Here is a 23,894-nt window from a genome sequence, read left to right on the forward strand (position 1 = left end):
AGGCAGTCATTTGCCGAGATCGTCGCAAACACGACCGGGCTCAATGGTGGTTGAAAATACCAAGCGATTGCAGGTGCTTACAAAACAACGGATGATCACCTCCGTAGTTTTACTAGCGCTCGCCGGTGCCGGGGCCTACGGCTTCCTGTATTCGGGATCTAAGGAAAAGAAACACTCCGAAATCTCGAGCCAATCGCGCAGGAATGCGCAGACCTTCACACCGACGCCGTCCGAATGGGCGACGCTGACGATCGAGCCGGTCAAGGCCAAGAGCTTCCGGGCCGAGTATGTCACCGAGGGCAAAGTCGCGGTCGACGAGGACCGTTCGACGCCGGTGTTCTCGCCCTATGCGGGCCGGGTCACCAAGCTGCTCGCCAAACCGGGTGAGATGCTGAAGCAAGGCCAACCGCTGTTCACGATCGAGGCCGCCGACACTGTGCAGGCTCAGAACGATTTCGTCGCGGCCATGACCTCGCAGAACAAGGCAAGGTCGGCGCTTGAGCTCTCCGACATCCAGTTCAAGCGCGCTAAGGACCTCTATGAGGGCCATGCCATTCCGCTGAAGGACTATCAGCAGGCGGAGGCGACCCAGGTTCAGGCGCAGAACGACATGCGCTCCTCGATGACGGCGCTAGAAGCGGCGCGCAACAAGCTGCGCATCCTCGGCTTCACCGACGAGACCATCAAGGCGTTCCAGGAAAAGGGCGTCATTAATCCGGAAATCACGATCTATTCGCCGATCGCGGGCACGGTCGTGCAGCGCAAGATCGGCCCTGGCCAGTACGTCAGTTCCGGTGCCAGCGATCCGGTCTTCGTGATCGGCGACCTCTCCACGGTCTGGCTCACCGCCTTCGTGCGCGAGAGTGATGCGGCCGCGGTGTGCATCGGTCAGGACATCACCGTCAACGTGATGGCGCTGCCCGGGCGGCCGCTGACCGCCAGGATCAACTACGTCGCCGCCGCGATCGATCCCAACACCCGCCGCCTCCTGGTCCGAGCCACCATCGACAACAAGGACGGCTTGCTCAAGCCGGAGATGTTCGCCAACGTCACGATCTACTCGGCCGGCGACCGTGCCGCGCCGGCGGTGCCGAAGCAGGCTTTGATCTATGAAGCCGACAAGGTCCGCATCTGGGTCGCGCGCGAGGACAAATCGGTCGAGCTGCGCCAGATCAAGATCGGCCTCATCAACGGCAACCTCGTCGAGGTCACTAGCAATCTGAAACCTGGCGAGCAGATCGTCACCAGGGGCAGCCTGTTCATCGACCGCGCGGCGTCCGGCAGCTGATCGACGACCCAAGAAAACTGAAGACCTGATGGATCGTCTCGTTGCCCTTGCCGTCAATCGGCGCTTTCTGATGGTCGGCATGTTCGTCGCCGTCATGATCGGCGGTCTGATCGCGTTCAACCAGCTCAACATCGAAGCCTATCCCGATCCGACCCCGCCGATGGTCGACATCGTGACGCAGAGTCCGGGCCTCTCGGCAGAGGAGATCGAGCGCTACATCACGATTCCGATCGAGACACAGGTCGCGGGCCTGAAGAACCTCACGATTATCCGCACAATCTCGCTCTACGGCCTCTCCGACGTCAAACTCCAGTTCTCCTTCGCCTATACCTATGACGAGGCGCTGCAGCAGGTGCTGAACCGGCTGGCGCAACTCGCGCCGCTGCCCGGCAACGTGCAGCCGCAGATATCGCCACTCAGTCCGGTCGGCGAAATCTTCAGGTATCGTCTCGTCGGACCGCCGAACTACAGCGTGCTTGACCTAAAGACCATCCAGGACTGGATCCTGCAGCGCCGCTTCCGCGCCGTGCCGGGCGTCATCGACGTCACCGGCTGGGGCGGCAGGAGCAAGACCTACGAGCTCCAGGTCGATTTCAACAAGCTGGTCGCCAACGGCTTGACGCTGCCGCAATTGCTCCAAGCGGTCGGCAATTCCAACGTCAATGTCGGCGGCAACACCGTCAATATCGGCCAGCAATCGGCGGTGGTGCGCGGCGTCGGCCTGATCCGCTCGATCGATGATCTCGCCAACACCATGGTGGCGCAGTCCGGCGGCAATCCGGTGCTGGTCAAGGACGTCGCCACCGTAACCGTTGGCCAGAAGCCACGTCTGGGCATTGCCGGCATCGACGATTCCGATGACATCGTGCAGGGCATCGTCCTGATGCGCCGCGGCGAGCAGAGCTCGCCGACCATCAAGCGCGTCCACCAACTCGTTCAAACCATCAACAACTCCAGCATCCTGCCGCCAGGCGTGCGCATCGAGCGGATCTACGACCGCGGAGACCTGATTGAGCTCACCACCCACACCGTGCTGCACAACATGGTGGTCGGCATTCTGCTCATCGTGCTGTTGCAGTGGATGTTCCTCGGTGACTTGCGCAGCGCGCTGATCGTCGGCGCCACCATTCCGTTCGCGCTTTTCTTCGCCGTTATCATCCTGGTGCTCCGCGGAGAATCGGCGAACCTGCTGTCCGTCGGCGCCATTGATTTTGGCTTGATTGTCGATGCTACCGTCATCATGGTGGAGGCGATCTTTCGACGCCTGACCCAGACCACGCCGATGTCGGAAGCCGAGCAGATGTCGCATGAGACGCTGTTCGGCATGAAGAGCCATGCCATCCTCAGCGCTGCGGCCGACGTTTCGCGCTCGATCTTCTTTGCAGCGGCCATCATCATCGCGGCCTTCCTGCCGCTGTTCACGCTGTCAGGCGTCGAGGGCAATATCTTCGGGCCGATGGCGCGCACCTACGCATATGCGCTTGCGGGCGGGCTGCTTGCGACGTTCACCGTCACCCCGGCGCTATCGGCGATCATCCTGCCCGCCCATGTCGAGGAAACCGAGACCAGGATCATGCAGATCCTGCACAGGCTTTACTCGCCGCTGCTGCATTGGGCGGTCGCCAATCGAAACATCGTGCTCGGCGGCGCCGTCGGCCTCGTGCTGATGACGGTTGCGCTCGGCCGGCTGCTGGGTCTCGAATTTTTGCCCAAACTGGAAGAGGGCAATCTCTGGATCCGCGCCACGCTGCCGCCGACCATCTCGCTCCAGGAAGGCAATTCTTACGTCAACGAGATGCGCAAGGTGATCCGCGCCCGGCCCGAGGTCGAGTCCGTGGTGTCGCAGCACGGCCGTCCCGACGACGGCACCGACGCCGCCGGCTTCTTCAACGCCGAGTTCTTCGCGCCGCTCAAGCCCGCGAGCCAGTGGCCCGGCACGCGCGACAAGGAAGAGCTGACCGCGCAACTGTTCAAGCAGCTCGACGACCGCTTCCCCGGCGTCGAGTTCAACTTCTCGCAATATCTCCAGGACAATGTCTCCGAAGCCGTTTCCGGCGTGAAGGGCGAGAACTCGATCAAGCTGTTCGGCAGCGACCTCCAGGCGCTGACCGACACCGCCAACAAGATCAAGTCGGTGCTGGCCACCGTGCAGGGCGTCACCGATCTTGCGGTGTTCACCTCGCTCGGGCAGCCGACTATCCAGATCGACATCGATCGTGCCAAGGCTGCGCGCTATGGTCTCGCCCCCGGCGACATCAACGCCACGATCAAGGTCGCAATCGGCGGCGACACTGCGGGCGATCTCTATGAGCCTGGCAGCGACCGCCACTTCCCGATCATCGTGCGCCTCGCGCCGGAATACCGCAGAAGCGCGGAGGCGATCCAGAATTTGCGGATCGGCGCGCCGGGACCGAACGGCACCGTCACGCAGATCCCCCTGAGCGAGGTCGCCAACATCAGCCTCGTCTCCGGCGCCGCCTACATCTATCGCGAGCAGCAGGAGCGCTATCTGCCGATCAAGTTCTCGGTACGCGAACGCGACCTCGGCAGCGCGATCCGCGAGGCGCAGCAAAAGATCGCCGAGCAGGTGCAGCTGCCCCCCGGCTCGCGCATGGAGTGGGTCGGCGAGTTCGGCAACCTCCAGGATGCGATCCGGCGGCTGTCGATCGTGGTGCCGATCTCGCTGGCGCTGATCGGCGTCCTGCTCTGGTTCAATTTTGGCTCGATGACCGACACGCTGCTCGCGATGAGCGTGATCCCGATGGCGATCTTCGGCGGCGTGCTGGGCCTTTTGATTTCCGGCACGGCCTTCAGCGTCTCCGCGGCGATCGGCTTCATCGCGCTGTTCGGCATCGCCGTCATGGACGGCATCATCATCCTGTCGCAGTTCAACCAGCTCATCGAGGAAGGCATGGACCGCATGAGCGCGGTGGTGCGTACCGGCGAATTGCAGCTTCGGCCGGTGCTGATGACCTGCGTCGTCGCCGGCGTCGGCCTGTTGCCGGCGGCGCTGTCGGACGGCATCGGCTCGCAGGTGCAGAAGCCGCTCGCGGTCGTGGTCGTCACCGGCATGATGCTGGCGCCGGTCGTGATCCTCGTGACCTTGCCGGTCCTGATCTCCTTTTTCTCCCGCCCGCGCGCTGATCGTCAGAACCCGTAGAGACGCGCCGGATTGTCGACCAGGATCTTCTTGCGCACGTCCGCATCTGGCGCCCATACTGGCAGCTGATTGAGCAGACGTCCGTCGTCGATCTGATAGAGCGGCGCGATGTCGGTGGGCTTGCGTCCCTCGACGCGGCTGGAATCGGGATGCGGCCAGTCGGTGCCCCAGACGATGCGATCCGCGTTCGCCGCGATCAGCGCCTTCGCGAAGGGCACCATGTCCTGATAGTCGGGTGCGAGCTTTGATGACCGGTAGGCGGCCGAAATCTTGACATAGGCCTTGCCGGATTTCACCAGCGCGACGAGATCGGAAAAGCCCGGCTGCTCCAGGCCCCGCGAGGCTTCGAGACCGCCAAAATGGTCGAACACGACGGGCACCGGCGCCGTCTCGACGAGGTCCTTGATCGCCGAGATCATGGCGAGCGTGGTGTAGAGTTGCACGTGCCAGCCGCGCGCCTTCATCCGTTCGACGGCGGCAGTGAAGCGCGGTCGGCCGACATTGGGGTCATTGACGCCGCCGGTCGCAAGATTGAGGCGGATGCCGCGGAATCCGTCCTGATGCATCGTGTCGAGTTGGGCCTCGGTGGTCTTGTCGTCGATCACGGCCACTCCGCGCGCGGTCGCGCCGCGTGCTTTCATGCCGAACAAGGTCGATGAATTATCGGTGCCGTAGACGCTTGGTGTCACGATCACCACTCGCTCGATATGCAGCGCCTTGTGCAGCGCGGCCATTTCTTCGGGGCTCGCCGGCTCCGGCGTGTAGACGCGCCCTGCGAAGAACGGAAACTTTTCGACATCGCCATGGATGTGGGTGTGGCAGTCGCAGGCATGCGCCGGGACATCGAAATTGATCGGCGTCTCAGGCTGCGCCGCACGGGCGTTGGCTCTGTTGGTCATGGCTACTCCGGCGGCAAGCGAGGCGAACAGGACGCCGCGTCGGCTGAGCATGGTTTCTCTCCCTGTAATACGATCTTTGGCAATAGGGCTGGGACAGTATCACATCAGCCCGGAAGCCGCTCCACTTCGCTGCATAGCTGCTCAACAAGGTCCGCAAGCGGGCGTGAGCCGTCAACACGCACGACCGGGTACGTCAAGACGGGCGAGCAGGGCAGCGCGCTGGAGATCCTGCGTCGCCGGCTGCTACTGCCCCGACGGCGTGCGCAAGCCGTGCCAGGCGTCGCGGACCTGGTGGTAGTGCACCTCGGGCAGGTAATCCGGCGTGTTCAGGTTCAACGTCTTGACATCGAGATGGCCGACCGCGCTGAGCAGCGTGTAGGAGGCGATGACGCGGTCGCGGTTGGCGCTGATGAGGCGCGCCTTGGCCTGGATCAAGTCGGCTTGCGAGTTCAGCACGTCGACCGTCGTACGTTGTCCGCCGGCGGCCTCACGCTGCACGCCCTGGAGCGCGACGGTAGCCGCCTTCACTTCGGACTCCGAGGCCGAGACCGTGATCTTGGCGCCTTCATTGGCAACCCAGGCGCTGACTGCGGCCGTACGCGCCTGGTTGCGCACCTGGTCGAGCACGAGCCGGCTCTGCGCCGTGATCTCCTTGGCCTGCCGGGTCTGCGCCGCGGCCTGGCCGCCGTCGTAGATCGGGGCGGTGACGTTGGCGACAATCGAGGCCTGATCCTCGGCGAAGGTGCCGAGCGTCGGGTCGTTGTTGCGGCTCTTGCTGGCGCTGCCCTGGATGCTGGCGCTCGGCAGCAGCGTGCCTTCGGCGATGCGGATGTTGGTGGAGGCGACGTCGACGTCGAAGCTTGCGGCCGTCACCGCCGGATGCTGCCGGATCGCCATCGTCATGGCATCCTCGCGGCTCTTCGGCAGATAGCGGTCGACGGCTTCGGCGGGCCGAAGCTGCGACGGCGCGTTGCCGATCACTTGCGTATAGGTTGCCTGGCTCACGGCGAGCGCGACTTCCGCCGCGTTGAGATCGGCAAGGCCGCGGTTGAGGCGCGCCTCGGCCTGGGCGGTGTCGGTCGGTGTGACATCACCGGCATTGAGGCGGCGCTGGGTCACGGCGAGTGTTTCGCGCAGGAAGGCGACGTTGGAGCGCTGCGCTTCGACCAGCGACTGGTTGGCGAGCACGTTGGTGTAGGCGGTGACCGCGTCGAGCAGCACGCCCTGGCCGACATTACGCAGCGCCTCGCGGCCCGACTGCACCTGGAGTTCGGCGGCGCGCACGCTGTTGGCGGTGCGGAAGCCGTTGAACAGGGTCTGCGTCACGGTGACGCCGATGATCCAGGGTTTTAGATTGGCGGTCTGGATGGTGTTGTCGGGCAGCAGATTGCGCACCGATTGCAGGCCGGCGCTGAGGCTGGCCACGATCTGCGGTCGATAGCCGGCAAGTGCCTGCGGCACGTTCTCGTCGGTCGCACGCTGCCGTGCGCGCTCGGCATTGAGCTGGGGGTTGGTCTGGTAGGCCTTGGCGAGCGCCTCTGGCAGGGCCTCGGCCCACGCTGGGGAGGAAAGGACGCACGAGAGCGCCAGCATGGTCCATGTCGCAAGCACGGGAGCCACGCCCGATCGATGCCGCGTCATCACGCGACCAGCTCTGGCGGTACGCCCAATCATGTAATCCCGCAAAATCCTGGCTGTCCGCCCCCGCCGACGGGGCCCTCTTAACTGTTTAACCAGCGCAGGTCCCGCAGGCAAACTGCCGCGGGGAAAACCCCCATGAAATCCGTGCTTGTTGCAGCTTCGTCACAGGGTTTCGGCGAGAACGCGGCAGAGCCTTACACCAGCCTGATGGACTTGTCCCTCACCGGTTCTTGTTCACCGGCTTGCGCTTCTCGATGAACGCGGCCATGCCCTCGGAGCGGTCTTCCAGCGCGAAAGTCGCGTGGAACAGGTTGCGTTCGACGCTCATACCCTCGGCGAGCGTGGTCTCGAAGGCGCGGTTCACCGCTTCCTTGGCCATCGCGGCGGCAGGGCGCGACATGGCCACGATCTTCTCGGCTGCCGCCATCACCTCGTCCATCAGCTTGTCGGCCGGCACGATGCGGCTGACGAGGCCTCCGCGCTCAGCCTCCGCCGCATCCATCATGCGGCCGGTGAGGCAGAGGTCCATCGCCTTCGATTTGCCGATTGCGCGCGTCAGGCGCTGGGTGCCGCCGATGCCTGGAATGGTGCCGAGCGTGATCTCGGGCTGGCCGAACTTGGCGGTATCGGCGGCGATGATGAAGTCGCACATCATGGCGAGCTCGCAGCCGCCGCCGAGCGCATAACCCGCGACTGCCGCAATGGTCGGCTTGCGGCAGCGCGCGACGCGGTCGCCGCCGATCGCGGCAAAATCCTCGGAGAACATGTCGATGAAGCCTTTCGGCTGCATCTCCTTGATGTCTGCGCCGGCGGCAAAGGCCTTCTCGCTGCCGGTCACGACGATGCAGCCGATGGCCTCATCGGCCTCGAGATCGTCGACGGCGGCCGCAATCTCGCGGAAGACGCCGAAAGAGAGCGCGTTGAGCATCTTCGGCCGATTCAGCTTGATGATGCCGACCGCGCCTTTGCTTTCGACGATGATGTGTTCGAACGTGCTCATGGTCCACCCACGCTTCTGATTGGGTGGGCAATGTGCCCGCTGGCGCGGTGGGCTTCAAGGGGCCGGACGCAGGACTCGCGGGGCCGTGCGTCCTGGCGGAACTGACGGTCAGGCCATGAACATGCGCGCAGCTGAGGCCAGCGTCAGAAACGTGCCGACACCGATGAAGATCTTGCCGATCAGGGAGCTCTGGTCCCAGGCCGAGCTCTGCTGGCTGCTTGCCATCACCGGCGTGGGGCGCGGCTGCGCTTCGGTTGCAGCGACCACGGCCTTCTGCGCCGGCGGGTTGTCCTGTTGCACGGCGCGGTCGATGTCGTTGAGCTGATCGGGGGCCACCACCTGGGTCTCGGCCGCGGTGTTATTGGCGGTGTCATCGGCCGCCGCCGCCTGGACGTTGTCGTTGGCACGGCCCGTCATCGCAGTGGCCGCAGCAGCGGTCGGCATATCGGTGGCGGTGAGCTGCGCATGCGCGTTGGCGACTTCCGGCGGCATCTGGCTTGAGGCCCTCCCGTCGATGCCGGCCTTGGCCTCGGAGGTATTTGCCGCAGCGTCCTTCTTGTCGGTCTTTTGCGCCGTCTTGCTGCTGGCGCGGCGCGACTCATGGTGCCGCTGCTTGCTCGGCTTGGCCGCGTCGGCCTGATTGCCTGCGCTGTCGGATTTGCTGCTTTCGGCTGAGTTCGGCGCCGCCTGTGCAACGCCGCCAAACACCAAGAAAAGCCCGGCCACAAGGATCAGGGCCGCGCGCCCGCTGGCTTTGATCATGTTGACGATCTCCCCAATTCCGCCCGTCCCAAGAACGAACAGAGACCCTGGGGCGTGACGACAGCGGGGCAGAAAATGGGATTCTTCGGGCTCCACAGGGCGAAAACGGGGCAAACCGCCCCTCGCCGCCGGCCGCCGGATGCGGGCCGGATTGATAGGTGTTATGAGGCGTCGCGGGCTCTTACGGCCGCAGCGGAGAGGAGGCTCGGCGTCGATCACGAGTTCGTGATCACGCGGGCGCAGGGGTAACAAATTGAAAGAGCGGCCGAATTGCATGGTGAGGGGCGCGCGTGCGCGGACGTGAGGATGAATGGACCGGCCTGATGCGGTCGGCCATGGCGGGCGATAATGCGGCGTATCATCGCCTGTTGAAGGCGGTTACGCCGGTGCTGCGCGCTGCTGCAAGACGTGGGCTGGCGCGGGCAGGCCAGTCTCCCGACCAAGCCGAGGATATCGTGCAGGAGATTTTGTTGGCGGTGCATCTGAAGCGGCACACCTGGGATAGCGAAGCCCCCTTCGCGCCTTGGCTGTTCGCGATCGCCCGCAACAAGCTGATCGATACGCTGCGGCGGCGCGGCAGGCGCGTCTTCGTCAACATCGACGATTTCGCCGAGACGCTGCCGGGCGCGGCGCCGCAGGAGACGGCTTCGGTGGGCGAGGTCGCCGCCCAGCTGAGCACCCTGCCGCAGCGCCAGCGCGACGTTTTGCAGTCGATCGCGGTCGAGGCCGCCTCGATCAAGGATACGGCGGCAAAGTTTGCGATGAGCGAAGGTGCGGTGCGGGTTGCGCTGCATCGTGGACTTGCTGCACTGACTGCCAAACTGCGGGACCACTAGGCATGGATACCGATCAACTCATTCGCTCGCTCGCGGCCGACAACGTTCATCGCGCGCCGCGCGTCGGCACCGTCCTGACCATGGCACTGCTGGTGGCCGCGCCGCTGTCGATCCTGATCTTCGCGACGTTCCTCGGTGTGCGTCCGGACATGATGAGTGCGATGCGCAACCCGTTCTTCGACATGAAGTTCGCGGTGACGCTGTCGCTCGCGATTCCCGCCATCATCGTCAGCCTGCATCTGTCGCGTCCCGAAGCCCTGCTGCGCGGCTGGGGCTGGCTCTTGCTGCTTCCCGTCGGACTGCTTGCTGTGGCGATCGGCAGTGAGGCGATGATGGCGCCGGCCATGCCGATGACGATGCGCTTGATGGGCAAGAACTCCAGGGTGTGCCTGTTTGCGATCCCCGCGATGGCGCTGCCGCTGCTTGCGGGAGCGCTGTTCGGCCTGCGCCACGGTGCGCCGTCGCGCCCGGCGCTCGCCGGCGCGCTCGCCGGGCTGTTGTCTGCCGGGCTGGCCGCGACGCTCTACGCTTCGCACTGCACCGACGATTCTCCGCTGTTCGTCGCGACCTGGTACACGCTCGCGACCGCGGTGGTGACCGCGATCGGCGCGGCAGTGGGCTCGAAAGTCCTGCGGTACTAGCGCGCCGGGCTTCACGACGCCGGCGTCGTGCTCTGCTGCATGCGGTAAAACCGCAGTACCTGCTGCGCGGTCGATGAGCGCAGGGCCTCGTAGGTGTCGCGCCGCGTCAGCGTGTCAGTCTGCGAGCCGCCGGAGAGCTTCTCGCGCATGGCGATGATGGCGCGCACGCTCGACCATGACATGCCCGCGATCTTGGCGAGGATCATCACGCCCTCGGTCCGGCTGTCGATCATTATGGTCTCGGCGGTCTCGATCGCGACGCCCGCGAGTGCTGCGAGTCCCGCATTGGTCTCGTCGAACTTGCCCTGCTCGGCGAAAGTGCTGACCTGAAATTCGTTGAGGCGACCGTCCTCGTGCAGCGACTTCACCAGCGCGCGCGCCGTCTCGGTCTGCCTGGTCGTGGCGGCGGCGCGGACCCGCTGGGCGGCTTCCTGGACGACGCTCGACACTTCCTCCGCGAGCCCGGGGTGTGCGGCCTCTAACTTCTTGCGCACGCTCAAGGAAGCCTTTGCAATCAGCTTCAAATAGTGATGACGCGGCAGGTCGGGTCGCAGACCGATGCAGGTGGCGAGGTCATCGTCGCGTTCGGCGCGGTTGACGAGGTCGGTGAGACTTCCCTCCGACAGGCGCGCGCCCGGATTGCTGACGGTCGACTGCACCACGTCCTCGTTGCCGCGCGTCACCAACACGTCGGTCAACGCCTCCGATAGCACCCGCCGCAGCGAGATCGCCTTGAGATGCGCCTGGCCTCTGCTTCGCGCGATCTCGATCAGTGTCGCTTCGTCCAGCCGTTCCGATTTCGACAGCACGGGGCCGGAGACTTCGATCACCTCGTCGAGCGCGAGCGTACGGATGATCTTGGGCGGCGCGGACGCGATCGGTGCGAGGCGGTCAGCGAGCAGCGCCCTGGCCGAAACCTCGATCTGCTCGATCAGGCACTGGAACACGTCGTCGAACACGCGGACGTGGTCGTCGGAATAATCCACCGCGTTGCCCACGAAGAGATCGGTGACGCGGCGCAGCGTCTCGACCCGGCGCGCAACGGTGCCGTGGGAGAGCGCCGCCTGCAATTCCTCGAGCAGGTTCTCGGATGACGTTGCGGATTTCGATCTCATGGCCCTGTCCTGGAGCGTTCGGTCCGGCGCCGTCTTCTCACGCGTCGGAAAAAAATGAATTGGTCAGTCCGTTATAACGCGGTTGCGCCCTTGCGCCTTGGCGGAATAGAGCGCGCGGTCGGCGCGCACGAGAAACGTGTCGGCAGTATCGTTGTCGCGCAGCGTCACGACGCCCGCGGAAATGGTCACGCGCATGCCCGGAGAAAATGCATTCCAGTCGAGATCGGCGACGATTTGGCGCAAGCGGTCGAGCATGCGCGATGCCGCCCCGCCATCCGCTCCGGGCAGCAGCAGCAGAAATTCCTCGCCGCCGTAGCGGCCGAAGCAGTCGGCCGGGCCGATGTTGGCAAAAATGGTGATGGCGAAGGTGCGCAGCACCTCGTCGCCGATGGGATGGCCGTGGGCATCGTTGATGCGCTTGAACCAGTCGAGATCGATCAGCGCGATCGCGCAAGGCGTTGATGCCTGCCGTGACTCTTCGATCGCGGTGTCGAGAAGCCGCATGATGCAGCGGCGATTGTAGGAGCCAGTGAGTTCGTCGAGCTCGGCCAGCTCCTCGATGCGCTGATAGGCGGCCTTCAGCTCGATGCTGCGCCGGTACAGGATCTTGCGCAGCGTTGCGCCAAACAGGCCGAGGGTGGCGCACTGGCCGATCACCAGCACGAAGCACAGCATCGAGGCGGTCCGCTGCAACCGGGTCGTAACCGGCAGGCCGATCGGCAGGTCCGAGCCCAGAAAGACCACGACGAGCCCGCAGGTGGTAAGACCCCAGGTGACCATCGCCTGGCTCGACGTCATCCGCAGCGTACCAAACGCGAAGATCAGAAACAGCACGGCAAGGAAGGCGACCCCGACCGTCGGTACCGCGAGCAGGAACACCACTTGCAGCGCCGTATGCGCAGATATCTGGAAGACGGTGAGGTAATGATCTTCGAACCGATCACCGAAGCCGGCTTCCGACAGCACGGTGAACGTACCGATGATCAGGAGGCCGCCGAGCCAAAACAGCGACGGCACGCCCATGGAGATCGCGCCGTCATGGGCGTACAGCAGCAGGACCGAGGCCCCGAGCGAGTAGCTCGCGACCTGGCCGATATACATCTGGCGGCGCTGCCGGGCCCGGCGCGCCACGACTTCCGGAGCCGCCGCTTCGCGCGCGAAGACGAGATCCGCGACTTCAGCGGCATTCCTCTCCGGAAAGGACGTCGCGGCCGTGTTCATTATCCTGCCGATGGTGGATGTCAGCCCAAAAATCTACGTGGCAAGCCTTTAGGTTTGGTATCCTTCGGAACCGAATCCGTGTGGGGCGTTCCGGTCATGGAACATCGGTGGCAGGGACATCTGCCGGCGATGAGGCAGGGCGATGCGGTCGAGCCAAAACGGGGGGTCGTGAGACATATGGCGTGCAGAACTGCTATGGATCCAGACTTGGCCGCGCTGGCTGTGCTGGACCGGCTTTCTGCTGAGGACATATTTCAGTACTATGCTACCGATCTGGACCGAAATGGCCGACCGCCACGGGCGAATATGAAGAATGCACGTATGTGGGGTAGATCACACAGGCTCGCGTATGACTGCGGTAAGTTGAAGAATTTCGCCTTTTCGGTCGAACCGTCCGCCGCATCGACCCGACCAATCTTGCGAGACGGCCTTTGAGCGTGACACAGGCGGCTTCGGACGAGGTCCTCATCGCCAGGATCGCTCAAGGCGACCGGCTCGCCATGCAGGTGCTGTACGGGCGGCACCATGTCAGGGTTTACAGGTTCGGGCTCAGGCTCGTGCGGAACGAGCAGGCGGCGGAAGACCTCATCAGCGAGGTGTTTCTCGACGTCTGGCGTCAAGCCGGCAAGTTCGAGGGTCGATCCGCCGTTTCCACCTGGCTGCTGGCAATCACCCGATTCAAGGCCCTGTCTGCGCTTCGGCGCAGGAAGGATTTTGAGTTGGACGAAGAGGCCGCCAACGCGATCGAGGATACGTCCGACGATCCAGAAACGCTGGTGCAGAAGAAGGATACCAGTGAGGCGTTGCGGGAGTGTCTGACGGGTCTCTCGCCGGAACACCGGGAAATCGTCGATCTCGTCTACTACCACGAGAAGTCCGTGGAAGAAGTGGCCGAGATCGTCGGGATACCGGAGAACACTGTGAAGACGCGCTTGTTCTATGCGCGCAAGAAATTGGCCGAACTGCTGAAGGCAGCCGGCGTTGAGCGAGGCTGGCCATGATGGCGTTGAGCAAGAAGATGCTGGAGCAAGAGCCCAGTGAAATTGAACTGCTGCTGCCCTGGCACGCCGCCGGCACGCTGAACGCGCGCGATGCCCGCCGCGTCGAGGAAGCCCTGGCGCGCGATCCGGAGCTCGCGAAGCAATATGCCGCGATCCGCGGCGAGTACGAAGAGACCATCCATCTGAACGAGAGCCTGGGGGCTCCGTCCGCGCGCGCGCTGCAGAAGCTGTTCGCCGCGATCGATGCCGAGCCGGCGCGGGCGACCGGTTCGCTGCCGCTGTCGGCGCGCATTTCGACCTTCTTCGCGAGCTTGTCGCCGCGGACGCTGGCCTGGTCGGCGAGCCTCGGCGCCGTCGCGCTCGTGCTGCAAGCCGGAATCATCGGCGCCGTGCTGATCAAGAACCAGCCGGCGACCTTCCAGACGGCTTCGCTCTCGACCAGCGCGCCGATCACACGCGAGCTTGGAAGCACGGCCGCGCCGGCGCGTGCGCTGGTGCGCTTCACTCCCGAGGCGCGCATCGCCGACATCACCGCGCTGCTCGACAGCTATCAGGCGTCGATCATCGACGGAGCCAAGGGCGGCATGTTCCGCCTCCAATTCAACAAGGCGATGAGCCAGGACGAGCTCGCCTCGCTGCTCGGCAAGATGCAGCGCGAGAAGTTCGTCAATCTGGCCGTCGCGACCCCCTGACCGCGCCGCTGAACCGATGACGCGCCAGTCGGAGAGCAGGGTACACGCCGGGGCCTACGTTTCGTCGGTCGGAGCCGCGCTGCTGCTCACAGCCTGTCTCGGCGTCGAGGTTGCGCAGGCGCAGGCGATCATGCGTACGCCCACGATCAGCGTTCCCTCGCGCACGCCGACCATCTCTCCGAGCATTGCCCCGCGTGTAAGCCCCGGTGTCGCGGCGCGCGCGGTCAGCGTCGGCCGCGGCCCGCGGACGATCGCGGCCATCCCCCACACCACGTCGTCCCGCATACGGCCGACGCCGGTAATGCCCTATGCGCGCTATTCGCCGAACCTCTATCCGGCCTGCACCGCACCCTATCGCGATGCCGGGGGCGAATGCCTGGCGCAGCCGAACGCAGGCGGCGAGGGCGGTGGAAAATCAGTCAAGAAGAGCGCCGGCAAGGGGCGTGGCAACAGCACGCCGGCCGCGGTCACCTCGCGCAGCTTCGCCAAGGAGCTCATCGCCGAGATCGACGGTGCGCTCTCGCCGGCCGAGGCCGACGAACTCGCCCGTCGCCACGGCTTGACGCGCGTTGCCTCCGAGAATTTCCCGCTGATCGGCGCCACTTTCGGCCTGTTCCGCATCACCGATGGCCGGGCATACGAGACGGTGCGGCGCGAACTCGCGGCCGAGGGCAGTGTGCGCTCGCTTCAGCCGAACTTCCGTTATGTGCTCCAGGACCAGAAACCGTCGGGGCCGACCGAAGGCGATCCTGCGCAATATGCACTGACAAAGCTCCGCCTGCCGCAGGCGCATACGCTGGCGCACGGCGCCAACGTCACGGTTGCCGTGATCGATTCCGGGATCGACGCCAGCCATCCCGAACTCGCTGATTCCATCGCCGACAATTTCGATGCGCTCGGCACCACCGAGGGACCGCATGTTCACGGCACTGGCATCGCGGGTGCCATCGTCGCGCATGGCCGGCTGATGGGCAGCGCGCCCGAGGCGCGCATCATCGCGATCCGCGCCTTCGGCGGCCCTGCGGGCGGGGCCGAGAGCTCGTCCTACATCATCCTGCGCTCGCTGAACTATGCTGCCGAGCACGGCGCGCAGATCGTCAATATGAGCTTTGCGGGCCCCAAGGACGCCCTGATCGAGCGGGCCATCGCCGCGAGCGCCGCGCGTGGCCTCGTGCTGATCGCGGCCGCCGGCAATGCCGGGGCCAAATCGCCGCCGCTCTATCCCGCCGCCAATCCCAACGTGATCGCGGTCAGTGCGACCGACCAGCAGGACCGGCTGTTCACCGCCTCCAATCGCGGCAACTACATCGCGGTCGCAGCTCCCGGCGTCGACATCTTCCTGCCGGCGCCTGACGGCAAATACCAGATGACGTCCGGAACCTCCTTCTCCGCCGCCTATGTCTCCGGCGTCGCGGCGCTGCTGCTCGAGCGCAACCATGCCTTGAAGCCGGAAGCGCTGCGCACGACGCTGGCGAAGACCGCGCGCGACCTCGGTTCACCCGGCCGTGATGATCTGTTCGGCGACGGCGAGGCCGATGCGTTTGCCGCGGTCATGGCCGTTCCGGCCGACAGTGCGACGCCGGTTGCGGCGGCATCCGGTACAACAAAACGTGAAGATGCCGGGAAGCGTCCCGACGAGCCCGGCATCCGCGCCATCGAGCAACCCTCGTTGTCGAGCGCAGACGAAAAATCCGCGATTTCTCAGGCGGATAGGCCGGCGCCGCGGTAGCGGCTGCGACAAGACGCGCGCGCCCGCCGAAGGTCAAAAAAGCGAATGCCGCGTTGAACGTTCAGCCAGCTGCCACGACCAAATTATGTGGGAGCGGTCATCCCTCCCCATCGGTCATATCAGGCGCGAGCGCCCATCCACCCCAAGCGCCCATATGGCTCGACCCGTCCGGTTGTCCCCCCGGACGGGTCTTTTCTTTGTGGGCATCCAATTTTAAAGCCTCGCGATCGTTCAGCTTCCGGTTGAAGGACCGCACCCGCGTCCGCCGCGTCGCTCGCGCGGCACGCCGCAAGCCGGTCATGCTTGTGCGAAGCTTGACTCGAAAACATAGCAAATCTCCGCACGATTACGGTGCTCGATGGCGGACGCGGTGTCGTTGCTGGACAAGTCAAAACTTTTCCACAAAATAATCATGTCGCGTCTAAATTGATTCGTGTGCGTTGCGTCCCCGCGTCCGTGTTTTCTCCTGACGGGCTGGTTCATGACACATCGCCAAGAAGTCGTTCGCGACGTGGCCGTTAGCCGCGACATTGCGGCACGCTGGTGCGCTCTCGCGGAGCAGCGGCTGCAACATCTCTCCGAAATGTTCGAGACCGGACGCTGGCGCCGCTACCACTCCGAGATCGCATTTCTCGAAAATATCCAGGAGGCCAAGCGTGCGGTCCAGACCTGGCGCGCCCTTGCAACGGGCGCGGACGTCGCTGCGGCAGCCGCCAGCGTGACGCCCGCCTTCGGCTGGTCGCCGGCAACGATGCCGCGCGTATTTCCGCGCGACCAACAGGCGCAGACCGTGCAGCCGAAGGCCGTCCACATCGCGCCCGAGACCGCGGTGCCGGTCAGGCTCGATCCCACGCCGGACGTTCTCGCCGACGTTACCGAAGCCCCGATCGCACCGCTCTCCGCGCCACCCGCGATGGCATCGCGCACGGCACCTGCCGTTATGGCGCCGGCCACGGCGGCAACGCTACTGCCGCAATTCTCCCCACCTCCCGCCGAAATCGTCGCCGCCCCCGAGCGCGTCGTCGAATTCACCTTCAGCCTCGATGGCCTGGAGGCCAAATACCCGCTGCTGCGCAACGCGTTCTAACGCCGCACCGCATTCCCGCCGACCACCACCTGCGCGAACCGCTGCGCACCGTCGGCTGACAGGTCGGACGTCACGGCGCGCGCGTGGTCCAGCCCGACCACGGCGCCGCGCGGGGTCTCCGAGATCATGTTGTTGTTGACGAGCGCGGTGCCGGCACCGGGCATCACGGAGACGCCGATGCCTGCCAGCGCCTTGCGGATCACGTTGCCGGTGATGGCGACGTCGCGCAGATACTTGCCCCAGCCCGCGACGATGCCGTAGGACGGCGCGTTCTCGATCACGTTGCCGGTCACCGAGGAATCCGCCTCGATATAAATGCCGACGCCGGCATCGTCGTCCGGCGCGGTGCCGATCGGCCGTTTCGGGATCAGGTTGCGGATGATGTTGCCCTGGACCACGGCGATGCGGCCACCCTCGTTGAAATTGCAGACGGAGACACCGACGGCGGCGCCATCGACAATGTTGTTGGCAATCACCGCGGCCTCGAACGCGAACTCCGAATAGAGCGCGACCTCGCGCACGTCGCTGACGCTGTTGCCGGTGATATGGATGTTCGAGGCGGAGTTGCCACGCACGGCGGAGTAATCGCAATTCCTGATGCGGTTGCCGCGCACGATCACGTTGCCGGCGCGAAAGGCATTGATGGCGTTGCCGTACTGGCCGGAGCCGCCGGGGCCGGCCTTGATGTCCTCGATGCGGTTGTCAGCGACCAGCGTGCCGTCGTCGCCGATCGCGGTGCGCAGGATCTCGATGCCGTTATCGTTGGTGCCGGTGATGGTGTTGCGGGAGACGCTGAGGCCCCGGGCATCGAACGAGACGACCGCCGTCACTGCGACATTGGAGAAGATGTTACCGGAGATGTCGCCTGAGACCTGCTCGAGCCAAATGCCGCTGCCGCCGGAGCCGATCATCATGCAATCGGTGATGCGGACGTCGCGGCCGCCGAGGACGTGGATCAGGCCGCGCCGCGTCGGCAGCGGAATGTTGCCACCATCGAACGTGATGCCGGTGAGGCCGATGGAGTCAGCGCCGTCGCTCTGGATCGCCGACGCGCCCCCAGTGAAGACGAATTTCGTCGCACCGCGCACGCCGATCAGCTGCGCGCCGCTCGGTAGCCGTAATAGTCCAGTGCGGTAGATGCCGGGCGGCAAGGCGAGCGGCATCTGCGTCCGCGCGCTCTCATCGATCGCACGTTGGAGCGCGCGGGTCTGGTCCTCGCTGGCGCCGGGCCGCACACCGTATTGCGTGGCGTCGCGGCCGAGCAGGGACGTCAGCGGCGCCGCGCGCGCAGCATCGGCCGGCACGGCGAGCGCGCCGGCGATGCCCGCGGTCGAGGCTTCGATGAGGTGACGGCGATTGAGGTCCATGACGCGTCCTCCGGCGGACGCGGGACGTGTCCGCGGGGACTAGGTAGCTCAGGACGGCCGGTGGCGTGAGGATTGTTCGCGGTAGGGTTAAATGTTTACGTAAGCAAGGTGCGGTAGGGGTTACGGCCCCAGCGTGTTCCGTTCCTTCCGCGCCAATCGCACCATCTCCATCAGCATCGCTTCGCCCGCATCCACCAGTTCCTCCAGCGTGATCCGGGGTGCGCCCTTGCGGCGCACCGCGCCGCTGCGCGCGAGCAGCGGGATGTGGATGAACGCCGCAAGCCTGGGCCCGCCCGCTCTCACATTCTCGATCGCGCGCCAGCTCAGATAGTTGCAGAGGTAGGCGCCGGCATCGCGCGAGGCGCGCGCATCGATGCCGGTGAGGCGTGCGGCGCGCAGCAGCCTTGCGGTGTGCGGACCGAACGTCATCGCGTCCGCATCGCCGGCGATGCCGCGCTTGCTCGAGCGGGTGTTGGCGGCATCCGGCCAGAGCATGGTGACCGCATTGCGGGCGCGGGTCTCGATGCGCAAGTAAGGCGTGCGTGCGGCGAGGCCGAACATCAGAAGTGCATCCGGCTTCACCTTCGCGAGCACGTCAGGCAATTGCCGGTCGACCGCAGCATAGGTGACCGGGAAGATGTGGCTTGCGATCGCAACATTATCGAGCGCCGGGCGGCGCAGCTGCGCCAGCCGCGCTATCAGCGGCTGGGTCGGGTTAAACGGCGCGCCGGGAAACGGCCCGAAGCCGGTGAGGAGAATGCGGAGCCTTTCGCTCATTGCAGCAACTCCAGCATCTGCTCCGCGGCGAGGGCCGGCGTGAGATGGCCGTCGGCGACCTCGGCCTCGATCTTCCGGACCTTGGTCCGCACCGACGCCTCGCTGCGCAGCCGCGCCAGCATGCGCTGCTCCAGCATCGACCACATCCATTTCACCTGCTGATCGCGCCGCCGCGCGGCAAACTCGCCGGATGCGCTCATCGCCTTGCGGTGATCAAGGATCCTCTGCCAAATTCTCGCGATTCCGTCGCCGGTGAGCGCCGAATAGGTCTCGACCGGTGGGTGCCAATGCTCGGACCGCGGCGCGAGGATGTGCAGCGCGCCGCGGTAGTCAGCGGCCGTGATCTTGGCGCGCTTGAGGTTGTCGCCGTCGGCCTTGTTGATGGCGATCATGTCGGCGAGCTCGACCAGGCCCTTCTTGATCCCTTGCAGTTCGTCGCCGCCGCCCGGCAGCATAAGTGCGAGGAAGAAATCGGTCATGTCGCAGACCGCCGTCTCGGATTGGCCGATGCCGACGGTCTCGACCAGCACGACGCCGAAGCCTGCGGCTTCGCAAATCAGCATTGCCTCGCGTGTCTTGGCCGCGACGCCCCCGAGCGTGCCCGAAGACGGCGAGGGGCGGATGAAGGCATCGGTGGAGGCCGACAGCCGCGCCATCCGGGTCTTGTCGCCGAGGATCGAGCCGCCGCTGCGCGCTGAGGACGGATCGACCGCGAGCACTGCGACCTTGTGGCCTTGTTCGATCAGATACGTGCCGAGCGCGTCGATCGTGGTGGACTTGCCGACGCCCGGAGAGCCGGTGATGCCGACGCGCACCGCCTTGCCGGTGTCGGGCAGCAGCATCTGCACCAGTTCGCGCGCCAGCGCCTGATGGTCGGAGCGCCGGCTCTCCACCAGCGTGATAGCCCGCGCCAGCGCCGCGCGGCTGCCGGCGCGCACGTCGCGGGCGAGGGATTGGGTGTCCGGCGAGGCCTTCTTCTCAGTCATGCCCTGCTTTACAACGGCCCGGCTGGGCAGGCGAGGGCGCTCGCCTGCAAATCACCGGGATGTTGCCGCCGCCGCCTGGGGCGGTTTCATCTTGCGCCACACCCACACCATTACCGGCCACAGCAGGGCGCCGATTGCCATCGCGGCGAGGATCGCCGCGACTGGGCGCTCGAAGAACGGCAGGATGCTTCCGTCCGACTTGATCAACGAGGTGACGAAAGCCTGCTCGACCATGGTGCCCATGACGATGCCGAGCACCATGGCTGCCACGGGATAGCCGTTCGCTTCCATGATATAGCCGATCACGCCGAAGGCGGCGACGGTGACGACGCCAAACATGTTGTTGCCGATCGCGAACGAGCCGACCGCGCAGCACAGCATGATGATCGGCATCACGGTGGAGCGTGGCGCCAGCAGGATGTAGGCCGCGACCCGGATCATGGCGATGCCGAGCGGGATCATCATGATGTTCGCGATGATGAACATCAGATAGATCGCGTACATGCTCGACGCCTTCTCGGTGAACAGCGTCGGGCCGGGATTGAGTCCCTTCATGTAGAGCACGCCGATCGCGATCGCGGCGATGGTGTCGCCGGGGATGCCGAACAGCAGCGATGGCACCCAGCCGGAGGCGATGCTGGCGTTGTTGCTGGCTCCGGCCTCGACCAGGCCTTCGACGTGACCGGTGCCGAACTTTTCAGGCTCCTTCGAGAAGCGCTTCGACATCGCGTAGGAGACCCAGGCGGCCATGTCGGCGCCGGCGCCGGGCAGCACGCCGATGATGATGCCGACGATATTCCCGCGCGTCATCTGCCAATGATACTTCTTGGTCAGCTTCCACTGGCCGGCCATGATGCTTCCGAATTTTCGTCGCGGCAGCGGTGGCGGCTCGGGCGTCAGCATCGCGCGCATCACCTGCGCCACCGCGAACACGCCGACCAGCGCCGGGATCGGTTCGATGCCGCCGAACAGATCGGTGAGGCCGAAGGTGAAGCGCGGGACGCCGCCGGGATTCTCGATGCCGATGCAGGAGACCAGCAGGCCGATGAACATGCCGGCGATCGCCTTCACGGGCGAGGAGCGCGCGACCAAAGTGGCACACATCAGGCCGAGCAGCGCCAGCCAGAAATATTCGAACGTCGAGAACGACAGCGCGATCTCGGCGAGCGGCGGCGCCAGGATCATCAGCGACAGCACGCCGGCGATGCCGCCGACCGCGGAGAACCAGACGCCGGCCCCGAGCGCGAGCTCGGCCTGGCCCTTGCGGGTCATGGCATAGGCTTCGTCGGCATAGGCGGCGGAAGCCGGCGTGCCGGGAATGCGCAGCAGCGCGCCGGGAATGTCGCCGGAGAAGATCGCCATCGAGGACGCCGCGACGATGGTCGCAATCGCCGCGATCGGCGACAGGTAAAAGGTGACGGGGACGAGCAGGGCGGTCGCCATCGTCGCCGACAGGCCCGGCAGCGAGCCGATCACGAGCCCGTACACGGAGGCCGCGAACATCGCGATGATGACCTCCCAGGTCGAGATCAGTGCGAACGCATCAATCAGGGTTTTCAGCATGGGATTACCAGGGCGTCGGCAGCAGGCCGGCAGGCAGCGGCACGCGCAACAGCTTGCCGAAAATGAGGTGAATGGCGAATGGCGAGAGCGCCGCGAGCGGCAGCGCCAGCTTCCACTTCGCCCCCAACGCGGTCGAGGTCACGTAGACCATGATCGCGGCAGCGAGGATGAAGCCGAGCCGGTCGGCGGCAAAGACGTAGAACAGCAGCAGCGCCGGCGGCAGCAAGGCGCGAAGGCCGTAGAGCTTGCCCTGCGGCGGCGGGCTGGCGGCCTGACCGTTCTCGAGCGGGACCAGCTCTTCCTCCTCCTCGAAGGAATGGCCGATGCCGAACACGATCGCGAGCCCGCACAGGGCGAGCCCGGTGCCGATCACCAGCGGAAACACGTTGGGGCCGACCGGCTGGCCCGGCACCGGCGGCAAGATCCAACCGCCATAGGCGGCGGCCGCGCCGAGTGCGACGAGAAACGATCCCGTGACGGAGTCGGGAAGACGCATGGGAGAGTCCTATGAGAAGTGCACTCCCTCTCCCCGCGTGGGTTGGGCTAGCGCATATGATGAAGCTGCTCGGCCTGCATGGTTCGAGACGCCCGCTTTCGCGGGCTCTTCACCATGAGGGTTTGATATCTCGCCGCAAAACGCGACCTCATCCTGAGGGCCCGCCGTAGGCAGGCGTCTCGAAGGATGGGCTGCAAGCGAGCTACTCGCCACGTTCTTCATATGCGACAGCCCTGCCGCTCGCGCGGAGAGGTGAAAATCACGCCTTGCTCAGGCCCGCCGCCTTCATCGCCTCGCCCATCTGGGCGTCGCCCTTGTCCATGAAGGCGGCGAAATGGGCGGCATCGCCCCACACGGTGCCGAAGCCGCGATTGCTCATGAAGTCCTTGAACTCGGCTGAGTCGTAGACCTTCTTCAGCGCTGCGGTCAGCTTCGTTGCGATCTCCGGCGGCAGGTTCTTCGGGGCGCCGATGCCGCGCCAGGCACCGGTCGCGTAGTCGATGCCCATCGCCTCCTTCAATGTCGGCACGTCCTTGAAGATCGGGTTGCGCGCCGGCGCCATGATGGCAAGGCTCCTGGCCTTGCCAGCCTCGATGATGGCGCGCGCTTCCGGCACCGAGCAGGTGGTCAGGTCGAGGCCACCGGCGGCGAGATCCTGCATCGCGGGCGCTGCGCCATTTGACGGCACCCAGGCGACCTGGTTGGCAGGCAGGCCCATCGCCTGCATCCAGCCGACCAGCGCCAGATGCCAGATGCCGCCCTGGCCGGTGCCCGAAGCCTTGAACTTGCCCGGAGGCGCCGCCTTGATCGCGTCGGCGAGCTCCTTGACCGTCTTGTAGGGCGAGGAGGAGGAGACCTGGATGCCGGGCGGATCCTCGTTCATCAGCGCCAGCGGCGTGTAGCTCTTTGGCGTCAGCTCGGTGAGGCCTTGCCAGTGCATCATCGAGATTTCGACCGTGAGCATGCCGATCGTGTAGCCGTCGGGCTGCGCGCTCGCGATCGCGCTATGGCCGACGACGCCGGAGCCGCCGGTGCGGTTGACCACGTTGAAGGGTTGGCCGAGATCCTTCTCCAGCAGCGCCGCGACGATGCGCGCGGTCGCATCGGTGCCGCCGCCCGCGCCCCAAGGCACGATCACGGTGACCGGACGCGCCGGATAGGCTTGTGCGAGTGCCGGCTTGAACCCGAAAGCGGCGGATGCCGCGACCGCGGCAGACGAGGCCGCAAAGGCGCGGCGGGTGATCTTGGACATTGAATGCCTCCCAGCGGCGCCCGCGACGTCGAGCGCTCTTGTCAACGGCGGCATTCTAGTCGGCTTTGCGGCGGCGCCGCAAGGTAGCGCTACCAGCGAGATCGCCGTTTGTGTGAAACCATCGGACGGGCAGTCGGAAATCGGGTGGGTTTTGCCGGCGCAAGTCGCCAACCTCAGCGCGCAACAAGTGCCAAAGGCAAGCCATGACCCAAGCCTATTACAGCACGGTGCTGGATCACCCGCTGGACGAAGTCTGGTCGCTAATTCGCGACTTCAACAACTATCCCGTTTATATCGACGATAATCGTCGCGGACGTGCGAGCTGAAGATGGAGAGCTTCGATACGCCCTTGCCTTTGATGGCATCCGCGTTCTTGCGTAT

General features: G+C 65.4%; 21 protein-coding genes. 9 read left to right on the forward strand and 12 right to left on the reverse strand.

The features are described 5' to 3' along the window. Window positions 1–43 precede the first annotated feature (43 nt). Window positions 44–1,288: an efflux RND transporter periplasmic adaptor subunit gene (locus tag IVA91_RS31635; RefSeq protein ID WP_247419285.1), complete on the forward strand. Its 1,245-nt coding sequence runs from the start codon at window positions 44–46 to the stop codon at window positions 1,286–1,288. Between the two features lie 28 nt (window positions 1,289–1,316). Then, the gene (locus IVA91_RS31640) at window positions 1,317–4,448 is read left to right on the forward strand and encodes a CusA/CzcA family heavy metal efflux RND transporter (protein ID WP_247276673.1); all 3,132 of its coding nucleotides are present in this window, start codon (window positions 1,317–1,319) and stop codon (window positions 4,446–4,448) included. Here IVA91_RS31640 and IVA91_RS31645 read toward each other — a convergent pair. The 4 genes from IVA91_RS31645 to IVA91_RS31660 all read right to left on the reverse strand — a co-directional run bounded on the left by IVA91_RS31645 (window position 4,436) and on the right by IVA91_RS31660 (window position 8,750). After that, window positions 4,436–5,398 (reverse strand): amidohydrolase family protein, encoded by a 963-nt coding sequence (locus IVA91_RS31645; protein ID WP_247276672.1) that lies wholly within the window; start codon window positions 5,396–5,398, stop codon window positions 4,436–4,438. The two genes, IVA91_RS31640 and IVA91_RS31645, sit on opposite strands and share 13 nt — an antisense overlap. Before the next feature lie 192 nt (window positions 5,399–5,590). Beyond that, window positions 5,591–6,940 carry a TolC family outer membrane protein gene (locus IVA91_RS31650; protein ID WP_346015545.1) on the reverse strand — a complete coding sequence of 450 codons (1,350 nt, stop codon included), beginning with the start codon at window positions 6,938–6,940 and terminating at the stop codon, window positions 5,591–5,593. A gap of 268 nt (window positions 6,941–7,208) precedes the next feature. After that, complete coding sequence (locus IVA91_RS31655) at window positions 7,209–7,988, reverse strand: enoyl-CoA hydratase (RefSeq protein ID WP_247276671.1); 780 nt, start codon at window positions 7,986–7,988, stop codon at window positions 7,209–7,211. 108 nt (window positions 7,989–8,096) lie between these two features. Next, a complete protein-coding gene (locus tag IVA91_RS31660; protein ID WP_247276670.1) occupies window positions 8,097–8,750 on the reverse strand; it encodes a hypothetical protein in 654 nt (217 codons plus the stop codon). A gap of 290 nt (window positions 8,751–9,040) precedes the next feature. On the opposite strand from IVA91_RS31660, the gene IVA91_RS31665 reads away from it, so the two are divergent. Both IVA91_RS31665 and IVA91_RS31670 read left to right on the forward strand, forming a co-directional pair. Then, complete coding sequence (locus IVA91_RS31665; protein WP_247276669.1) at window positions 9,041–9,586, forward strand: sigma-70 family RNA polymerase sigma factor; 546 nt, start codon at window positions 9,041–9,043, stop codon at window positions 9,584–9,586. A gap of 2 nt (window positions 9,587–9,588) precedes the next feature. Next, window positions 9,589–10,227, forward strand: a complete 639-nt coding sequence (locus tag IVA91_RS31670) for a DUF1109 domain-containing protein (RefSeq protein WP_247276668.1) — start codon at window positions 9,589–9,591, stop codon at window positions 10,225–10,227. Window positions 10,228–10,238: 11 nt separating this feature from the next. On the opposite strand, the gene IVA91_RS31675 is transcribed toward IVA91_RS31670, so the two are convergent. Together IVA91_RS31675 and IVA91_RS31680 are read right to left on the reverse strand one after the other, a co-directional pair. Further along, window positions 10,239–11,342, reverse strand: coding sequence for a DUF2336 domain-containing protein (locus IVA91_RS31675; RefSeq protein ID WP_247276667.1), 1,104 nt, complete (start codon window positions 11,340–11,342; stop codon window positions 10,239–10,241). 63 nt (window positions 11,343–11,405) lie between these two features. Then, complete coding sequence (locus IVA91_RS31680; RefSeq protein ID WP_247460144.1) at window positions 11,406–12,563, reverse strand: GGDEF domain-containing protein; 1,158 nt, start codon at window positions 12,561–12,563, stop codon at window positions 11,406–11,408. Between the two features lie 431 nt (window positions 12,564–12,994). On the opposite strand from IVA91_RS31680, the gene IVA91_RS31685 reads away from it, so the two are divergent. From IVA91_RS31685 to IVA91_RS31700, 4 genes are all read left to right on the forward strand, one after another. After that, entirely contained in the window at window positions 12,995–13,564 is a 570-nt protein-coding gene (locus tag IVA91_RS31685) for a sigma-70 family RNA polymerase sigma factor (protein ID WP_247276665.1), read from the forward strand. Next, window positions 13,561–14,256: a hypothetical protein gene (locus tag IVA91_RS31690; RefSeq protein WP_247276664.1), complete on the forward strand. Its 696-nt coding sequence runs from the start codon at window positions 13,561–13,563 to the stop codon at window positions 14,254–14,256. The genes IVA91_RS31685 and IVA91_RS31690 overlap by 4 nt, the downstream gene beginning before the upstream one ends. A 16-nt stretch (window positions 14,257–14,272) precedes the next feature. After that, on the forward strand, window positions 14,273–15,985 hold the full coding sequence (locus IVA91_RS31695; RefSeq protein WP_247276663.1) for a S8 family serine peptidase: 1,713 nt from the start codon (window positions 14,273–14,275) through the stop codon (window positions 15,983–15,985). Window positions 15,986–16,496: 511 nt separating this feature from the next. Further along, window positions 16,497–17,072 carry a TIGR03809 family protein gene (locus IVA91_RS31700; RefSeq protein WP_247276690.1) on the forward strand — a complete coding sequence of 192 codons (576 nt, stop codon included), beginning with the start codon at window positions 16,497–16,499 and terminating at the stop codon, window positions 17,070–17,072. Here the strand turns inward: IVA91_RS31700 and IVA91_RS31705 are convergent. The 6 genes from IVA91_RS31705 to IVA91_RS31730 all read right to left on the reverse strand — a co-directional run bounded on the left by IVA91_RS31705 (window position 17,069) and on the right by IVA91_RS31730 (window position 23,513). Next, complete coding sequence (locus tag IVA91_RS31705) at window positions 17,069–18,439, reverse strand: TIGR03808 family TAT-translocated repetitive protein (protein ID WP_247460146.1); 1,371 nt, start codon at window positions 18,437–18,439, stop codon at window positions 17,069–17,071. The genes IVA91_RS31700 and IVA91_RS31705 overlap by 4 nt on opposite strands. 120 nt (window positions 18,440–18,559) lie before the next feature. Then, a complete protein-coding gene (locus tag IVA91_RS31710) occupies window positions 18,560–19,216 on the reverse strand; it encodes a pyroglutamyl-peptidase I (protein WP_247276661.1) in 657 nt (218 codons plus the stop codon). Next, a complete protein-coding gene (meaB, locus tag IVA91_RS31715; protein ID WP_247276660.1) occupies window positions 19,213–20,202 on the reverse strand; it encodes a methylmalonyl Co-A mutase-associated GTPase MeaB in 990 nt (329 codons plus the stop codon). Before meaB ends, IVA91_RS31710 begins: the two co-directional genes overlap by 4 nt. Window positions 20,203–20,253: 51 nt before the next feature. Then, the gene (locus IVA91_RS31720; protein WP_247276659.1) at window positions 20,254–21,765 is read right to left on the reverse strand and encodes a tripartite tricarboxylate transporter permease; all 1,512 of its coding nucleotides are present in this window, start codon (window positions 21,763–21,765) and stop codon (window positions 20,254–20,256) included. 4 nt (window positions 21,766–21,769) lie between these two features. Next, window positions 21,770–22,261 (reverse strand): tripartite tricarboxylate transporter TctB family protein, encoded by a 492-nt coding sequence (locus IVA91_RS31725; protein WP_247276658.1) that lies wholly within the window; start codon window positions 22,259–22,261, stop codon window positions 21,770–21,772. A 259-nt stretch (window positions 22,262–22,520) separates the two neighbouring features. Further along, entirely contained in the window at window positions 22,521–23,513 is a 993-nt protein-coding gene (locus IVA91_RS31730; RefSeq protein WP_247276657.1) for a tripartite tricarboxylate transporter substrate binding protein, read from the reverse strand. A 203-nt stretch (window positions 23,514–23,716) separates the two neighbouring features. Here IVA91_RS31730 and IVA91_RS36900 point away from each other — a divergent pair, with 203 nt between their 5' ends. Next, the gene (locus IVA91_RS36900; protein WP_256464535.1) at window positions 23,717–23,839 is read left to right on the forward strand and encodes a hypothetical protein; all 123 of its coding nucleotides are present in this window, start codon (window positions 23,717–23,719) and stop codon (window positions 23,837–23,839) included. Window positions 23,840–23,894: the final 55 nt, after the last annotated feature.

It is taken from the genome of Bradyrhizobium sp. 153 (assembly GCF_023073835.1).
In the GTDB taxonomy this organism is placed as follows: Bacteria; Pseudomonadota; Alphaproteobacteria; order Rhizobiales; family Xanthobacteraceae; genus Bradyrhizobium.

Excerpts from the sequence above, each read along its gene's own strand:
- IVA91_RS31635 (WP_247419285.1), top strand. The coding sequence starts at position 44 with ATGGTGGTTGAAAATACCAAGCGATTGCAGGTGCTTACAAAACAACGG.
- IVA91_RS31640 (WP_247276673.1), top strand. The coding sequence starts at position 1,317 with ATGGATCGTCTCGTTGCCCTTGCCGTCAATCGGCGCTTTCTGATGGTC.
- IVA91_RS31645 (WP_247276672.1), bottom strand. The coding sequence starts at position 5,398 with ATGCTCAGCCGACGCGGCGTCCTGTTCGCCTCGCTTGCCGCCGGAGTA.
- IVA91_RS31650 (WP_346015545.1), bottom strand. The coding sequence starts at position 6,940 with ATGCTGGCGCTCTCGTGCGTCCTTTCCTCCCCAGCGTGGGCCGAGGCC.
- IVA91_RS31655 (WP_247276671.1), bottom strand. The coding sequence starts at position 7,988 with ATGAGCACGTTCGAACACATCATCGTCGAAAGCAAAGGCGCGGTCGGC.
- IVA91_RS31660 (WP_247276670.1), bottom strand. The coding sequence starts at position 8,750 with ATGATCAAAGCCAGCGGGCGCGCGGCCCTGATCCTTGTGGCCGGGCTT.
- IVA91_RS31670 (WP_247276668.1), top strand. The coding sequence starts at position 9,589 with ATGGATACCGATCAACTCATTCGCTCGCTCGCGGCCGACAACGTTCAT.
- IVA91_RS31675 (WP_247276667.1), bottom strand. The coding sequence starts at position 11,342 with ATGAGATCGAAATCCGCAACGTCATCCGAGAACCTGCTCGAGGAATTG.
- IVA91_RS31680 (WP_247460144.1), bottom strand. The coding sequence starts at position 12,563 with ATGAACACGGCCGCGACGTCCTTTCCGGAGAGGAATGCCGCTGAAGTC.
- IVA91_RS31690 (WP_247276664.1), top strand. The coding sequence starts at position 13,561 with ATGATGGCGTTGAGCAAGAAGATGCTGGAGCAAGAGCCCAGTGAAATT.
- IVA91_RS31695 (WP_247276663.1), top strand. The coding sequence starts at position 14,273 with ATGACGCGCCAGTCGGAGAGCAGGGTACACGCCGGGGCCTACGTTTCG.
- IVA91_RS31705 (WP_247460146.1), bottom strand. The coding sequence starts at position 18,439 with ATGGACCTCAATCGCCGTCACCTCATCGAAGCCTCGACCGCGGGCATC.
- IVA91_RS31710 (WP_247276661.1), bottom strand. The coding sequence starts at position 19,216 with ATGAGCGAAAGGCTCCGCATTCTCCTCACCGGCTTCGGGCCGTTTCCC.
- meaB (WP_247276660.1), bottom strand. The coding sequence starts at position 20,202 with ATGACTGAGAAGAAGGCCTCGCCGGACACCCAATCCCTCGCCCGCGAC.
- IVA91_RS31720 (WP_247276659.1), bottom strand. The coding sequence starts at position 21,765 with ATGCTGAAAACCCTGATTGATGCGTTCGCACTGATCTCGACCTGGGAG.
- IVA91_RS31725 (WP_247276658.1), bottom strand. The coding sequence starts at position 22,261 with ATGCGTCTTCCCGACTCCGTCACGGGATCGTTTCTCGTCGCACTCGGC.
- IVA91_RS31730 (WP_247276657.1), bottom strand. The coding sequence starts at position 23,513 with ATGTCCAAGATCACCCGCCGCGCCTTTGCGGCCTCGTCTGCCGCGGTC.
- IVA91_RS36900 (WP_256464535.1), top strand. The coding sequence starts at position 23,717 with ATGACCCAAGCCTATTACAGCACGGTGCTGGATCACCCGCTGGACGAA.